14 protein-coding genes are annotated in these 14493 nt (G+C 61.5%); 3 read left to right on the top strand and 11 right to left on the bottom strand.

The genetic code is table 11. From position 1 onward, the window contains the following. Nucleotides 1-51: 51 nt before the first annotated feature. Complete coding sequence (rpsO, locus tag B9A97_RS26265) at nucleotides 52-321, bottom strand: 30S ribosomal protein S15 (RefSeq protein WP_084368791.1); 270 nt, start codon at nucleotides 319-321, stop codon at nucleotides 52-54. A gap of 369 nt (nucleotides 322-690) precedes the next feature. On the opposite strand from rpsO, the gene B9A97_RS26260 reads away from it, so the two are divergent. Next, the gene (locus B9A97_RS26260) at nucleotides 691-1557 is read left to right on the top strand and encodes a class I SAM-dependent methyltransferase (RefSeq protein ID WP_143530720.1); all 867 of its coding nucleotides are present in this window, start codon (nucleotides 691-693) and stop codon (nucleotides 1555-1557) included. Nucleotides 1558-1636: 79 nt separating this feature from the next. Here the strand turns inward: B9A97_RS26260 and truB are convergent, their stop codons facing one another. The 7 genes from truB to rimP form a co-directional block, all read right to left on the bottom strand. Continuing rightward, entirely contained in the window at nucleotides 1637-2566 is a 930-nt protein-coding gene (gene truB / locus B9A97_RS26255; protein ID WP_084368789.1) for a tRNA pseudouridine(55) synthase TruB, read from the bottom strand. A gap of 6 nt (nucleotides 2567-2572) precedes the next feature. Then, on the bottom strand, nucleotides 2573-2986 hold the full coding sequence (gene rbfA / locus B9A97_RS26250) for a 30S ribosome-binding factor RbfA (protein ID WP_084368788.1): 414 nt from the start codon (nucleotides 2984-2986) through the stop codon (nucleotides 2573-2575). Next, the gene (locus B9A97_RS26245) at nucleotides 2983-3411 is read right to left on the bottom strand and encodes a hypothetical protein (RefSeq protein ID WP_084368787.1); all 429 of its coding nucleotides are present in this window, start codon (nucleotides 3409-3411) and stop codon (nucleotides 2983-2985) included. Before B9A97_RS26245 ends, rbfA begins: the two co-directional genes overlap by 4 nt. A gap of 5 nt (nucleotides 3412-3416) precedes the next feature. Next, complete coding sequence (infB, locus tag B9A97_RS26240) at nucleotides 3417-6143, bottom strand: translation initiation factor IF-2 (RefSeq protein ID WP_084368786.1); 2727 nt, start codon at nucleotides 6141-6143, stop codon at nucleotides 3417-3419. A gap of 100 nt (nucleotides 6144-6243) precedes the next feature. Continuing rightward, entirely contained in the window at nucleotides 6244-6936 is a 693-nt protein-coding gene (locus B9A97_RS26235; protein WP_084368785.1) for an RNA-binding protein, read from the bottom strand. Continuing rightward, nucleotides 6933-8537: a transcription termination factor NusA gene (nusA, locus tag B9A97_RS26230; RefSeq protein WP_084368784.1), complete on the bottom strand. Its 1605-nt coding sequence runs from the start codon at nucleotides 8535-8537 to the stop codon at nucleotides 6933-6935. Before nusA ends, B9A97_RS26235 begins: the two co-directional genes overlap by 4 nt. Nucleotides 8538-8603: 66 nt before the next feature. Next, nucleotides 8604-9191 (bottom strand): ribosome maturation factor RimP, encoded by a 588-nt coding sequence (gene rimP / locus B9A97_RS26225; protein WP_084368783.1) that lies wholly within the window; start codon nucleotides 9189-9191, stop codon nucleotides 8604-8606. A 255-nt stretch (nucleotides 9192-9446) separates the two neighbouring features. Here rimP and B9A97_RS26220 point away from each other — a divergent pair, with 255 nt between their 5' ends. Beyond that, the gene (locus B9A97_RS26220; RefSeq protein WP_084368782.1) at nucleotides 9447-11075 is read left to right on the top strand and encodes an MFS transporter; all 1629 of its coding nucleotides are present in this window, start codon (nucleotides 9447-9449) and stop codon (nucleotides 11073-11075) included. A 78-nt stretch (nucleotides 11076-11153) separates the two neighbouring features. On the opposite strand, the gene B9A97_RS26215 is transcribed toward B9A97_RS26220, so the two are convergent. Then, nucleotides 11154-12434, bottom strand: a complete 1281-nt coding sequence (locus B9A97_RS26215) for a lytic murein transglycosylase (protein WP_084368781.1) — start codon at nucleotides 12432-12434, stop codon at nucleotides 11154-11156. Between the two features lie 176 nt (nucleotides 12435-12610). Continuing rightward, nucleotides 12611-13216, bottom strand: a complete 606-nt coding sequence (gene recR / locus B9A97_RS26205; RefSeq protein ID WP_084368780.1) for a recombination mediator RecR — start codon at nucleotides 13214-13216, stop codon at nucleotides 12611-12613. 55 nt (nucleotides 13217-13271) lie between these two features. Here recR and B9A97_RS26200 point away from each other — a divergent pair, with 55 nt between their 5' ends. Next, complete coding sequence (locus B9A97_RS26200; RefSeq protein ID WP_084368779.1) at nucleotides 13272-13901, top strand: MOSC domain-containing protein; 630 nt, start codon at nucleotides 13272-13274, stop codon at nucleotides 13899-13901. Here B9A97_RS26200 and B9A97_RS26195 read toward each other — a convergent pair. Then, nucleotides 13839-14465, bottom strand: coding sequence for a TetR/AcrR family transcriptional regulator (locus B9A97_RS26195; RefSeq protein ID WP_084368778.1), 627 nt, complete (start codon nucleotides 14463-14465; stop codon nucleotides 13839-13841). The genes B9A97_RS26200 and B9A97_RS26195 overlap by 63 nt on opposite strands. Between the last annotated feature and the right edge of the window lie 28 nt (nucleotides 14466-14493).

Raw genomic sequence — 14493 nt, 5'->3', positions numbered from 1 at the left:
TCCCGAAAAACGACCGGCGGACTTTCGCAATCGAAAGTCCGCCGGATGTGATTAGCGGCGAATGCCCAGGGCAGCAATGATCTTGCTGTAGCGGGCTTCATCCTTCTTCTTGAGGTAGTCAAGAAGCGAACGGCGCGTTGAAACCATCGTCAAAAGGCCACGGCGGGAGTGGTTGTCCTTCTTGTGGCCCTTGAAGTGTTCGGTCAGGTTGTTGATCCGCTCGGTCAGGATCGCAACCTGGACCTCCGGCGAACCGGTGTCGCCTTCGTTGGTTGCGTATTCCTTGATGAGGGCAGCCTTGCGCTCTGCAGTGATCGACATCGTGTGATCCTTTCCATGACAGGAGAAATAAGTCGCCACGCACCGGGATGTCGTCCAGGACGGGCCGCGAAAGCAGGCGCATCAGCGCCATGCTGGCGTCGCTATACATGATCCGTCCAGCGAAGGGAAGAGCGGAGTTTGGCGGCCAAAATGCGTACTCCAACGGCACGAAATCGCCGGTACCAACATGCGGTGACCTAAAAACCAAATGATCTGCCTATCCTCTTTAGGTCGCTGGAGGCGAACCAATCACGATACTACACAATATCCAACCAACCACAGGTCGCATTGACATGCTCCCTTCGAATCGGATTAGTATACCTGATGTTGAAGTAGACCAATTTGGAACAACTTATATTAGAAGGATACGTGATATTGGGTCTGTTGTTATGCCATGCAAAATATTTCGCCGATCAGTGCCGAAAGCACAATATAAGCGGTAGCGTCATCAGCCTTGGCCGTCTCGATTTCTTTGTAACTGTTCCTGAGTTTTTCAGGATAATGGTGGACGCGGGATATGCCGACGAGACTGACAATGGTCCAATTTTCCGCGATCCTGAAACTCAAGAACGGGTTGCGAAAATTTTCGCGGAGGAGCGGCACATCAATGCCCAGTTCCGCTATCCCAAGATCATCGCTCAGCCCGTTGTAAGCGACGAACTGTTTTACACAGCGCTCGGATTTCGGGAGGTCTTCAGCCTTGAGATCGCCGATCGCGATGGGCCGCTAACCTATCGTTTCGATCTCAACGACAGTGACGTTCTCTCGGTGACCGGGCGGAGTTTCGATCTTGTGCTTGACGCGGGTGTGATGGAACATGTGTTCGACGTGCGTCAGGTGATGATCAACATCGGCGATCTCACCAAGGTCGGCGGTCATGTCATACATATCATGCCGGGCAACAACACCTATGACCACGGCTTCTACCAATTCAGTCCAACCATGTTCCGCGACTACTATCGTGCCAACAAGTTCGATATTCACGACATCTCGGTGATGCGGATTACGGAAGATCCGTTCATGTCCCGGTCGGCGAGCTTCAGTGAACGGTGGTCTGCGGCCAGCATTTGGCCCTACGATCCGGTGGAGTTCTGCCGCAAATCATTCGGCGGCTTGAATGAGGGCGTCTATTATACCTGCGCCTGCGTTCGAAAGGACGAGGCCTCGACGGTAGGCGTCAATCCCATGCAATACCTTTTCGATAAGCCCAATCCGCCTCTCATCACCCCGTGGTGAGGCGAGGCGTGCCGTCATGTGGCTGTGACATCCTACCAGTCCGGCGATGCCACAGCCATGATGAGCTCGATCGCTAGGCTCAGTTAAACACCCGCCGAGGCCGGAACTCGCCTTCGCCGATTTCGCCGATGGCGATCAGCTTGCCGCCAGCGGTGGCAACAGCGTCCGGTTCGGCCACCGGGGCATTGCGGCCCCGCAGCAGGATCGGATTTCCCATGCGCAGGCGATGTGCCTGGTCCTCGGTAATGGCGATCTGCGGCAGATTCGACAACGCCTCGCCGGTATCGATCAGGAACGCGTCCAAAGCCGCAATCCGCTCGTCTCGATCTTCGATAGATTCCAGTGCTGTCAGCGTTGCCAGCGGCACCATCGTCTCCTCCGCGAAGGGAGCGACGAAGCTGCGGCGCAGCGATGAGATATGGCCGAAGCAGCCGAGTTCGCGGCCAAAGTCGCGCGCCAGCGAGCGGACATAGGTGCCCTTGCCGCATTCCACTTCGAAATGCGCCTTGTCGGTCTCGACCTTCAACAGCGTGATGCGGAAGATCTCGACCTCGCGGGAGGGGATCTCGACCGCCTCACCCTCACGGGCGAGATCATAGGCGCGCTCTCCTGCGATCTTGATGGCAGAGAATTGCGGGGGTACCTGCTGGATCACGCCGGTATAGGCGGGAAGCAGCGCCCGGATGGCTTCTTCCGTCGGGCGCGCGTCGGAGCGTTCGGTGACCTCGCCTTCCAGGTCGTCGGTGGAGCGCTCTTCGCCCCAGGTCACGGTGAATTCGTAGATCTTGCGGCCGTCCATGACATAGGGAACGGTCTTTGTGGCGTCACCAAGCGCAATCGGCAGCATGCCGGAGGCGAGCGGATCAAGCGTACCGGCATGGCCGGCCTTCTGGGCGTTGAACAGCCATTTGATCTTGGAAACGGCCTCGGTAGAGCCGAAATCGACCGGCTTGTCGAGGATCAGCCAGCCCGAAATCGGACGGCCCTTGGGTTTGCGTGGCTTGGACATCAGTCTCTATTCTTGGTCTTCGTTGTCGGCTGCGGGTCCGAGATCGCGCTGGACTTCCGGCGAGCGCAGCAATTCGTCGATCTTGCGGTAGTTGTCGAAGCTAGTGTCGTCGCGGAACCGCACTTCGGGCATATATTTCATCTGCCTGAGCTGCGGGCCGAGCCTGCCCCGGATGTATTTCGCATGATGGTTCAGGGCATCGATCACGGACTGATGGTCCGAAACCCCGAGCGGAGAGACATAGGCGGTCGCGATCTTCAGGTCGGGCGACATGCGCACTTCCGAAATCGAGATCACGGTCTTCTCGATGATGTCATCGCGCACTTCGCCACGCTGCAGAACCTGCGTGATCGCGGCGCGCACCTGCTCGCCAACGCGCAGCATGCGCTGGGAGGGGGCGGATGAGGTTGGTCTTGTCATGGTCTTCTCGATTTTTGTCTGAATTTGAGAGCGACGACTGCGGCCCCAACTGCCAGAGGGATGGTGGATGAGAGCAATAAAGCCATGCGGTCCATTTCGTGTCTGCAGCCCTCAGCAATCATGGACCGAATGATCGGATCAGCCGGATCCTCTGAAAATCCTGCCCATACCATGACGATGAGAACGCAGCAGACCAAACACGTAAACACGCGCCATCGCTTCATAACGCCAAGCAACAGAATCGATGTTGCAATGGCGGTAAAGCAGATGCCCCCGATCAACACGTCCGCAAGCGTCGTGCGGCCATCTTCCGGTACCCAGCCTGCCTTGTCGCAAATTTCCGCAACTGCACCCGGCGCATTAAACAAACAGACGATGGCTGTTGCCACCGCCTGTTCGAAGAGTTTGCCACCGAAGGCAGTCACGTGGATCAGAGCGTGCGCGTGATATGCTCGACGCGGAAGCACTCGATCGTGTCGCCGGCGCGGATGTCTTCGTAGTTCTCGAAGGCCATGCCGCATTCCTGACCCATCGGCACTTCGGACACTTCGTCCTTGAAGCGCTTGAGCGTCTTGAGCTTGCCTTCGTGGATGACGACGTTGTCGCGGATGAGGCGCACGCCTGCACCACGCTCCACCTTGCCATCGACGACGCGGCAACCCGCGACCTTGCCGACCTTGGTGATGTTGAACACCTCCAGGATCTCGGCATTGCCGAGGAAGGTCTCGCGACGCTCCGGAGAGAGCAGGCCCGACATCGCTGCCTTCACGTCATCCACCAGATCGTAGATGATGTTGTAGTAGCGGATCTCGATGCCCGAACGATCAGCCGCGGCCTTCGCCTGGGCATTGGCGCGAACGTTGAAGCCGATGATGGCTGCGTTCGACGCTTCTGCCAGCGAAATATCCGACTCGGTGATGGCGCCAGCGCCCGAATGGACGATGCGGGCCCGGACTTCGTCGGTTCCGAGCTTGTCGAGTGCGCCTGCAATGGCTTCGATCGAGCCCTGCACGTCGCCCTTGATAACAAGCGGGAATTCCTTGAAGCCGGTATCCTGCAGCTTGCTCATCATCTGCTCGAGCGAGCCACGCTGACCGGACTGGCGTGCAGCCGCCTTGTCGCGGGCCAGACGCTGGCGATATTCCGAGATCTCGCGGGCACGGGCTTCGTTCTCGACGACGGCGAACTTGTCACCGGCAGCAGGCGTACCCGACAGGCCGAGGATTTCGACCGGCATGGCCGGACCCGCTTCCTTGACGTGTTCGCCCTTGTCGTTGACGAGCGCGCGAACGCGGCCCCACTGGTCGCCGGCCACGATGATCTGACCAGGCTTCAGCGTGCCCTTCTGGACGAGGACGGTGGCAACCGCACCGCGGCCGCGATCGAGCTGGGCTTCGATGACGGTGCCTTCGGCGGTTCGGGTCGGATCGGCCTTCAGGTCGAGAATTTCGGCCTGCAGCAGCACCGCTTCGAGCAGCTTGTCGAGGTTGAGCTTGTTCTTCGCCGAAACCTCGACATCGAGAACTTCACCACCCATGGATTCCACGAAGACTTCGTGCTGCAGCAGCTGCTGGCGCACCTTCTCCGGGTTTGCCTCGTGCTTGTCGATCTTGTTGATCGCCACGATGATCGGCACGCCGGCCGCCTTCGCGTGGTTGATCGATTCGATCGTCTGCGGCATCACGCTGTCGTCTGCGGCAACCACGAGGATCGCGATGTCGGTCGCCTGCGCACCACGGGCACGCATGGCGGTAAACGCGGCGTGGCCTGGCGTATCGATGAACGTGATCTTGTGACCGTTCTGTTCGACCTGATAGGCGCCGATATGCTGGGTAATGCCACCGGCTTCGCCTGAAACAACGCTGGTCTTGCGGATGGCATCCAGCAGCGAGGTCTTGCCGTGGTCGACGTGACCCATGATGGTCACGACAGGCGGACGCGACGTCATTTCGCCTTCGTCGTCCTTGATGTTGAAGATGCCTTCTTCAACGTCGGATTCCGAAACGCGCTTGACGGTATGGCCGAATTCGCTGGCGATGAGTTCTGCGAGGTCGGCGTCGATGACGTCGCCCGGCTTCATCATCTGGCCTTCCTTCATCAGGTACTTGATCACGTCGACGGCCCGTTCGGACATACGCTGCGACAGTTCCTGAATGGTGATGGTTTCCGGCAGGATGACCTCGCGCATGACCTTTTCGCGGGTTTCCTGCATCTGGCTGCGGCGGAACTTTTCCTGTCGGCGGCGCATCGCCGACAACGAGCGGCCGCGGGCCGAGCCGTCCTCGTCGTCGCCGACGGTGGTGATGGTCAGCTTACCCTGGCGGCGGCCATCGTCAGCCTTAGGACGAGCGGGAACCTTAGCCGGCTCAGGACGAACGACCTTGCCGCGGACGGGACCGCCACGGCTTGCGCCGCGGTCATCATCCTCATCATCGGCCTTGCGGCCACGAACGGCGCCTGCCGGTGCAGCGGGCTGAGCGGCTGCGGGGCGGGTGGTTGTACCCGGGCGGGCGTCATTGGAGCGGGGGGCAGCGGCTGGTGCCGCAGCAGCAGGGGCTGCTGCGGGTGCAGCGGCGACCGGCGCCGGCTCCACAACCGGTTCGGCCGGTGCCGGCTCGTTTGCACGGCGCAGGGCTTCCTCGGCTTCCGCCTTGCGACGTGCCTCCTCTTCAGCCTGACGACGGGCCTCGGCCTCGGCGCGCTGCTTGGCTTCCTCGATATCCCGTGCCTGGGCTTCCATCAGGGCGCGACGACGCGCCTCCATCTCGCCGGCAGACAGATCGTGCAACACGTTGCCGCGCGGACGATCCCGGTCGGGCTGACGCGAGGGCTGCGACGGACGCTGCTGGTGATGGGAATTCGATGGCTGGTGAATGCGCGGTGCCGGAGCCGAGGGCTGTGCCGGACGCGCTACCGGTGCTGCAACCGGCGCAGGTTCCTGCGCACGTGGAGCAGAAGGAGCGGCAGCGACGGGCGCTGCTACTGTTGGCTTTTCGTCTTCCGGGCGCAGTGGGCGGCGCTTGCGCGTCTCCACCACCACGGCCTTCGTGCGACCGCGACCCATATCCTGGCGCACGGTACCCTGGCTTACCCCTGACGGCTTCAGGGTGAGGGTCTTCTTCACGCCGAGTGTCTTGTCGTCTTTGTTGTCGGTCATTCCGTTCCGTTCCTTGGGACAAGGAAGGATGCGGTGACATCAGACCTCGTCGTTCAATTCCTACTAGTCTTTATGCGTCCGGCTGAAGCCGGTGACCGCGTCATTGCTTCGGCATGTCAGAGACATCCTTTTGCTGGGACAGGCCGCCATTGCGGTACTGTTCAAGTAGCTTTGCGCGCTTCACTACACCCTCACCCGCCTGCCCCGCAAGCGCACAAGCATGGATAAAAGCATTCTGGCCCAAGAGTTCGTCCATTTCACTCCCGCTCAGGAGATGAAAAGCGGGAATTTCCGCTTCCGCTCCCGTTCCGAGGTGCCAGGCCTTGCGGGCCTGGTCGATCTTTCGCACGCCGTCCGCCGCCGCATCGGTCGAATGGAACACAGCGAGGGCTTCCCCGCTGCGCACCGCAAGCTCGACCTTGCCAGCCCCGTTGATGAACTGGCCGGCCTTGCGCGCCATGTTCATCATGCCGGCAAGCTGTGCCGCCAGAAGCCTGTCGACCACGGCGCCAAGCGCCGGATCGGCCTTCACATCCGTCTTCAGCGCCCTGGCGAAGAGCTTCTTCGCCACGGCCTTGTCCACTGCCTCGCGGCTTAACGACACCCAGCAGCCTCGTCCCGGCAATTGCCGCTTGAGGTCTGGAACCACGCTGCCGTCAGGCCCCTTGACGAAGCGGATCAAGCTGTCGGGCGACCCGCTTTCACGGGTCACGATGCACATGCGGCCGTTCATTTCGTCGGTTCCCAGATCCTGGTCATCGGACTCTTGTTCGGGCCGCAGGATATCGCTCATGCCTCCTGCTCTTGCTCGGCGTCTGCGTCACCTTCGGCGCTGTTCGCCAGGTCTTCCTCGGTGATCCAGCCGGCCGCCAGACGCGCCTGCACGATCATGTTCTCGACCTCGGGCCGCGAGATGTCGAACTTGGAGAACAGGCCTTCGAACTTCTTCGTCTCGCCGTTCTTGCGCTCGCTCCAGCCGACCAGGTCGTCCGCGGCGCAGCCTGCGAAGTCCTCGATCGTCTTGATGCCGTCTTCGCCGAGAGCGACCATCATCTGGGCGGTCATGCCGTCGATCTGGCGCAGGTCGTCGGAGACGCCGAGCTGCTTGCGCTTGGCATCCATCTCCGCTTCCAGCTTTTCCAGGTATTCGCGGGCGCGGGTCTGGATTTCGGTCGCGGTGTCCTCGTCGAAACCGTCGATCGACGAGATTTCGTCGAGCTCGACATAGGCCAGCTCCTCGACGGCGGCAAAGCCTTCGGAGGCGAGCACCTGGCCAACCATTTCGTCAACGTCAAGCGCATCCATGAACAGGTTGGTGCGCTCGTTGAATTCCTTCTGGCGGCGCTCGGACTCTTCCTGCTCCGTCATGATGTCGATGTCCCAGCCGGTCAGCTGCGAGGCGAGACGCACGTTCTGGCCGCGACGACCGATGGCGAGCGACAGCTGCTCGTCAGGCACCACGACTTCGATGCGCTCTGCATCCTCGTCCAGAACCACCTTGGCGACTTCGGCCGGCTGAAGGGCGTTGACGATGAAAGAGGCCGGGTCGGCAGACCACGGAATGATGTCGATCTTCTCGCCCTGAAGCTCGCCGACGACGGCCTGGACGCGCGAACCGCGCATACCGACGCAGGCGCCGACCGGATCGATCGAGCTATCGTTCGAGATGACGGCGATCTTGGCGCGCGAACCCGGATCGCGGGCAACCGACTTGATCTGGATGATGCCGTCGTAAATCTCGGGCACTTCCATGGTGAACAGCTTCACCATGAACTGCGGATGGGTGCGCGACAGGAAGATCTGCGGGCCGCGCTGCTCGCGGCGCACGTCGTAGACGAAGGCGCGCACGCGGTCGCCATAGCGGAAGGCTTCGCGCGGAATCATCTCGTCGCGACGGATGATGCCTTCGCCGCGGCCGAGATCGACGATCACATTGCCATATTCCACGCGCTTGACAGTGCCGTTGACGATTTCGCCCACACGGTCCTTGAACTCGTCGAACTGGCGGTCGCGCTCGGCCTCGCGCACCTTCTGCACGATCACCTGCTTGGCGGACTGGGCGGCGATACGGCCGAAATCCATCGGCGGCAGCGGATCGGCGATGAAGTCGCCGAGCTTGGCGTCGACATTGCGGTCGCGCGCCAGTTCGAGCGCGATCTGGGTCGAATAATCCTCGACCTTCTCGACCACTTCCAGCAGGCGCTGCAGGCGGATTTCGCCGGTCTTGGAATTGATGTCGGCGCGGATATTGGTCTCGGTGCCGTAGCGCGAGCGGGCTGCCTTCTGGATCGCATCGGCCATCGCAGCCAGGACGATCTCGCGGTCGATGACCTTCTCGCGCGCGACGGCGTCTGCGATCTGAAGAAGCTCGAGCCGATTAGCAGTGACTGCCATTGTCTTAAATCTCCGTCTTCCTGCCGGGGTCGCCTGACCCTTCTGGCGATGGTTCTAGGTCTGTGGTTACTCGTCTTCGCCGTCGTTCTGGTTGGCGGCTTCGCGCGCCAGCTTGTCAGCCTTCAGCGCATCGCGAATAAGGTCATCGGTCAAAATAAGCTTCGCCTCCGCCAGAGCGGAAAACGGCACCGTCACACGCGGTTCCTCGCCATAGGCGATCTGGTCACGCTCCAGCGTGAAGTCATCCTTGGTCACGGCTACGATCTTCCCGCGGAAGCGCTTGCGGTTCTCGACAAGAACAGACGTCTCGCATTTGACGATATGGCCCTGCCAACGTTCGAAATCCGAAACGCGAACCATGGGCCGGTCGATGCCAGGCGAAGAAACCTCCAGATGATAGGCCTTGTCGACGGGATCCTCGACATCGAGAACTGGCGAGATCGCCATCGACACTTCTTCGCAATCCTGGACGGTCATTGTGCCGTCGTTGCGTTCCGTCATGATCTGCAGCGTGAGCCCATTCTGGTTCATCAACCGGACCCTGACAAGCCTGAATCCCATCGATATCAGCACGGGCTCGATGATATCGGCAACGCGACGGTCAAGGCCGGTCTCGACGATAAGGCGGGGTTCGTTTTCGTGGTCGGTCTGCATGCGCTCCGGAAATCCTGTGACGCTCCGGCATCTGCCGGCAAGGCTCGACCGCCTAAACAAAAAAGAGCGGGTCCTTGCGGCCCCACCCTTCATCTGACGATCAAGAATTTCCTCTCATATACGCTGCCGGCCGCACAATTGCAAGCTTTCCGCGTTCACATGGTTCGAGCGTCCGGCCGGGGATGCCATTACCGATGGCCACCGGTGAAAGCCTGGGCGTATAGTGTGACGAATCGCAAGAACGGATGATGAGACGTGCCGGACAACAGATCCCTTTTGGCGCCGCTGTCGAACGAATTTTATCGTAATATCTGGTTTGCCAGCCTGGCCTCCAATATGGGCGGCCTGATCCAGGCGGTCGGTGCGGCCTGGATGATGGCCTCCATCTCCACCTCGGAAAACATGGTGGCCCTGGTGCAGGCCTCGACCACCCTGCCGATCATGCTGTTTTCCGTCATCTCCGGCGCGGTGGCCGACAGTTTCGACCGGCGCAAGGTCATGCTGGCCTCGCAATTCTTTATGATCTGCGTCTCTGCCGGCCTTTCGCTCTGCGCCTATCTCGGCGTGTTGACCCCCTGGCTGCTTCTCTCCTTCACCTTCCTGATCGGATGCGGCACGGCACTCAACAACCCGTCCTGGCAGGCCTCCGTCGGCGATATGGTCCCGCGCGAGGTCCTGCCGGGCGCCGTGGCGCTCAACAGCATGGGCTTCAACATCACCCGCAGCGTTGGCCCGGCCATAGGCGGCATGATCGTCGCCGGCGCTGGAGCGGCGGCGGCATTCATGGTCAATACGCTCAGCTATTTCGCCCTGATCTACGCGCTTTTCCGCTGGAAGCCTGACCTGCCCAAGCCGGCGCTGCCGCGGGAACACCTCGTGGATGCGATCAGCGCCGGGCTGCGCTATGTCGCCATGTCGCCCAATATCGGCAAGGTGCTGTTTCGCGGCTTCGCCTTCGGCCTGACGGCAGTGGCCATACTGGCCCTGTTGCCGATCGTCGCCCGCGATCTCGTCGCCGGAGGACCGCTCACCTATGGCGCCCTGCTTGGCGCCTTCGGTGCCGGTGCGATCGGCGGTGCCCTGGCCAGCCGGCGCGCGCGGGAGATCATGTCGAGCGAAGACATCGTCCGCTGTTCGTTTGCCGGCTTCGCGGTAAGCGCCGCCGTAACCGGCATCAGCACATCCGCCCTACTGACGGGGCTCGCCATGATGATCGCCGGCGCCTCCTGGGTGCTGGCGCTTTCGCTCTTCAACACTGTCGTGCAGCTGTCGACGCCCCGCTGGGTGGTCGGCCGGGCGCTGTCGCTTTACCAGATGGCGACATTCGGCGGCATGGCCTGCGGCAGCTGGCTGTGGGGCCATCTGGCGGAAACGCAAGGCGTTGGCCATGCGCTGATCGCGTCGAGCGTGCTGATGATGGTGGGCGTGGCCATCGGCTTCTGGCTGCCGATGCCGGCCTTCGGAACGCTCGACCTCGATCCGCTCAACCGCTTCAACGAACCGGCGCTGCGCCTCGATATCCGTCCGCGCAGCGGACCCATCGTCATCCTGATCGACTACGAGATCCGCGACCAGGATCTGCCGGAATTCCTCAAGGTCATGGTCGAGCGCCGGCGCATCCGTATCCGCGATGGTGCACGCAACTGGACGCTGATGCGCGACCTCGAAAACCCGGATATCTGGACAGAGACCTACCACACCCCCACCTGGCTGGACTATGTCCGGCACAACCACCGCCGCACCAAGGCGGATGCCGAAAACTTCGACCGGCTGCTGGCCCTGCACCAGGGACCCGATCGCCCGCGCGTCCATCGCATGATCGAACGGCAAGCGATACCGCCGGCGGATGACGTGTTCCACCAGACCAATATCGAGCCGCATTGAGCAATTCCAGCAAAGGTGGGAACCGGTTTTGCGTCCGGAATTGCGTTCGGTAAAAACGCGCTGCTGAAATGGTGAACGCTATTTCAGCTTCGCCTTCAGCGAGGCATCCGGATAGCAGGTGACCGGAAGACCGCTCTTCGCCTGCCAATCGCCAAGGGACCGACGGGTCTTGAAGCCCGGCAGGCCATCCACATTGCCGACGTCATAGCCCTTGGCGACCAGCGCCTTCTGCATGGCCAGCACGTCGGAGCGCAACATCTTGCCGACATCGCCCCAGGGCGCCGAGAAGGCTCCGCCGCCATGGGCGATCCGATCAGCGAGGTTGCCGATGAACAGAGCGTAGAGATCGGAGTTGTTGTATTCCTTCAGCACGTAGAAGTTCGGCGTGACGATGAATTCCGGCCCGTGCGTTCCGGCCGGCACCAGCATCATGCCTTGCGCCTTCAGGTCGGCGGCCGGAAAGGGCTTGCCGGATACTCGGGCAATACCCGTCGTGGACCACTGCGAAATCGGCTGGGCACGATCTGGCCCTTCCTGGGCGCAGCTGACGCCAGCGGGAATCCGAACTTCAAAGCCCCAGTCCCGGCCCTTCTGCCATCCGCTCTTCACCAGATAATTGGCGATCGATGCCAGGCTGTCCGGTACCGATTGCCAGATATCGCGCTTGCCATCGCCGTCAAAATCCACGGCATATTTCAGGAAGCTGGTCGGCATGAACTGCGGCTGACCGAGCGCACCTGCCCAGGAGCCGCGCATGGCGGCGGCAGAGAGCTCGCCGCCATCGACCATATGCAGCGCCGAGATCAGCTCACGCCGGAACATGTCCTTGCGGGTCGACATGAAGGCCTTGGTCGCTAGTACCTCGATGGCCGAATAGGGAAGCTTCGCACTGCCGAAGCCGGATTCCCGGCCCCAGATGGCGACAATGATTTCTCCGGGCACGCCATAGGTAGTCTCGATCCGGCGCAGCGTCGCGGCATGCTTGGCGGTAAGCGTGCGCCCGGTCGCCGCAAGCCCCTGCAACCGCTTCTCCGAGAAATAGGCGCCCGGAGAGGAAAACTCCGCCTGGCTCTGCTTCTGATCCTTGGGCGGCGCTGACCCCGGCGGCACGAGGTCCGGCAGTTCCCAGTTGAGTTTCACCCCGGCAACGGCGCTGTCGAAACTCCCGCGGGTAATCCCGCTCTTCTGGGCTTCGGGCCACAGGCTGGTCTGTAGCCAGCTCTGGAACTGCTGCTCGACCTGGGGTCGGGACTGGGCGTGCGCGGGTTGGGAGAGGCCGAGGATGAGGGATGCCAGCAGCAACGTTTTCGCCAGGATACCCCCCTCTGGCAAGATACCCCCCTCTGTCCTGCCGGACATCTCCCCCTCAAGGGGGGAGATCGATATGCAGCGCCCGCTCGCTCCAAAACGGGCGTGGTCGCCATGGATGTTACCAGAGGACAGCGGCTCTTGCCGATCTCCCCCCTTGAGGGGGAGATGGCCGGCAGGCCAGAGGGGGGTATTCTTGCGCAACAGGAGCCTCCCTTTAAGGACGATTAGATTGCAGTCCGTGCCCTCAGCGCGGCCGAAAGCGTGCCCTCGTCGAGATAGTCGAGCTCGCCGCCCACAGGCACGCCATGCGCCAGCCGGGTGATCTTCACGCCGAGGCCATCGAGATGATCGGTGATATAATGGGCGGTAGTTTGTCCTTCGACCGTCGCATTGACGGCAATGATGATTTCCTTGATTCCGCCGGCCTCGACGCGGTTGATCAGGCCGCGGATATTAAGGTCATCAGGACCGACCCCGTCGAGCGGCGACAGCGTACCGCCGAGCACGTGATAGGCGACATTCATCGCGCCGGCCCGCTCCAGCGCCCAAAGGTCGGAAACATCCTCCACCACAATCACGGTCGACTGGTCGCGGCGCTCGTCCGTGCAGACGGTGCAGGGATCGATCGTATCGACATTGCCGCAGCAGGAGCAGATCTTCACCTTGTCATGGGCCTCGCCCATGGCATTCGCCAAAGGGCCTAGCAACTGCTCCTTCTTCTTGATGAGGTGCAGCGCCGCCCGCCTTGCGGATCGGGGGCCAAGACCGGGCACCTTTGCCAGAAGCTGGATCAGTTTTTCAATTTCGGGACCGGTGACTCGCTTTGCCATTGGCGGCTTTTAGCCCATATCTTCCGGGAACGGAATCGCCGGAAAGGTCAGATCCATGAAAATTGCCGCCATATGCCTGGGCCAGGCCGAGCCGCTTCCGGGCAAGAGCTACAAAACCGGCATCTTCAAGATCCCGGTGTCGCGGCCAGTCCAGGTCGATCAGCAAGGCCTTGTCGGCGACCGCATCTGCAATCGCAAGCATCATGGCGGGCCTGACCAAGCTGTCTATATCGAGGGTGGTGCAACGCTGGACTGGTGGTCGCAGGAACTGGGGCATAAGGTCGAACCCGGCACCTTCGGCGAAAACCTCGTGATATCAGGGCTAGACAATCGCGATGTCGCAGTGGGCGATCGCTTCGTCATCGACGACGTGATCCTCGAGGCGACGGCGCCGCGCAGCCCCTGCGCCACGTTCGCGGCGCGCATGCAGGCCCCGAAATTCGTGAAGCGCTATACCCAGGCTGCGCGTCCCGGCATCTATTGTCGGGTGCTGTCAGCGGGTTTTCTCGAAGCCGGCCAAGCCGTCGGGTTCGAACAGTATGGCGCCGACCGCGTGACCATTCCCGAGCTGCTGGCGTCTTACGGCCGCAAGGTGCAGGCGCAGGAGATTGAGCGCTACCTGTCAGTCCCGCTCGCCAGCAGGATCCGGGAGCACTTCACGGCGAAGGTCAGCGCCGGCCCGTGACGATGCATGCGCAATCAGCGACCTGGCCGCAGCACCTGCGGACTGCATATAGCTTGCATCCCGATGCAGCATGGCGACCGAAAAGCAGCCATCGAGCAACAGCATGATCTGCCGTGCGAGAAGCACCGGCTGTTCCAGGCCGTCCGCTGCAATCACGTCGGCAAGCCAGGATTCGAAAGCCTTCTTGTGCGCCCGGCCAACCTGTAAGGCGGGATGCCCCGGCAAGTTGGCAAGCTCCGCCGATGTCCGCAGAAAACCGCAGCCTTTCCAGTCGGCCCGGGCCGCTGCCTTCGCGAGGTGGTCGAAGATCGCGTAGATCCTGTCGCCAAGGTCGCCATCGGCCTGCGCAAACCATTTGCGATAGGCCGCAAGATTGGGTTGGTCCCGATGGGACAGATAGGCCGCGATCAGGTCGTCCTTGCTCTTGAAATGGTAATAGAGGGATTTCTTGGTGATACCGGCCTCATCGGCGACGGCATCGACGCTGACCGCCCGGATGCCCTCCCGATAGAAGAGCCGGTTTGCAGCGACCACGATCCGCTCACGGGTAGGGATGTCGTTCATTCAATCAAGGTATACTGACCAGTGAGTA

It is taken from the genome of Rhizobium sp. RU36D (genome assembly GCF_900176345.1).
Taxonomy (GTDB): Bacteria; Pseudomonadota; Alphaproteobacteria; order Rhizobiales; family Rhizobiaceae; genus Allorhizobium.
This window is presented reverse-complemented; position numbering and strand designations above follow the sequence as displayed.

What these genes read in the sequence shown, in the direction of transcription:
- rpsO (WP_084368791.1), bottom strand. Translation starts at nt 321, where the DNA reads ATGTCGATCACTGCAGAGCGCAAGGCTGCCCTCATCAAGGAATACGCA.
- truB (WP_084368789.1), bottom strand. Translation starts at nt 2,566, where the DNA reads ATGTCCAAGCCACGCAAACCCAAGGGCCGTCCGATTTCGGGCTGGCTG.
- rbfA (WP_084368788.1), bottom strand. Translation starts at nt 2,986, where the DNA reads ATGACAAGACCAACCTCATCCGCCCCCTCCCAGCGCATGCTGCGCGTT.
- infB (WP_084368786.1), bottom strand. Translation starts at nt 6,143, where the DNA reads ATGACCGACAACAAAGACGACAAGACACTCGGCGTGAAGAAGACCCTC.
- B9A97_RS26235 (WP_084368785.1), bottom strand. Translation starts at nt 6,936, where the DNA reads ATGAGCGATATCCTGCGGCCCGAACAAGAGTCCGATGACCAGGATCTG.
- nusA (WP_084368784.1), bottom strand. Translation starts at nt 8,537, where the DNA reads ATGGCAGTCACTGCTAATCGGCTCGAGCTTCTTCAGATCGCAGACGCC.
- rimP (WP_084368783.1), bottom strand. Translation starts at nt 9,191, where the DNA reads ATGCAGACCGACCACGAAAACGAACCCCGCCTTATCGTCGAGACCGGC.
- B9A97_RS26215 (WP_084368781.1), bottom strand. Translation starts at nt 12,434, where the DNA reads ATGTCCGGCAGGACAGAGGGGGGTATCTTGCCAGAGGGGGGTATCCTG.
- recR (WP_084368780.1), bottom strand. Translation starts at nt 13,216, where the DNA reads ATGGCAAAGCGAGTCACCGGTCCCGAAATTGAAAAACTGATCCAGCTT.
- B9A97_RS26200 (WP_084368779.1), top strand. Translation starts at nt 13,272, where the DNA reads ATGAAAATTGCCGCCATATGCCTGGGCCAGGCCGAGCCGCTTCCGGGC.
- B9A97_RS26195 (WP_084368778.1), bottom strand. Translation starts at nt 14,465, where the DNA reads ATGAACGACATCCCTACCCGTGAGCGGATCGTGGTCGCTGCAAACCGG.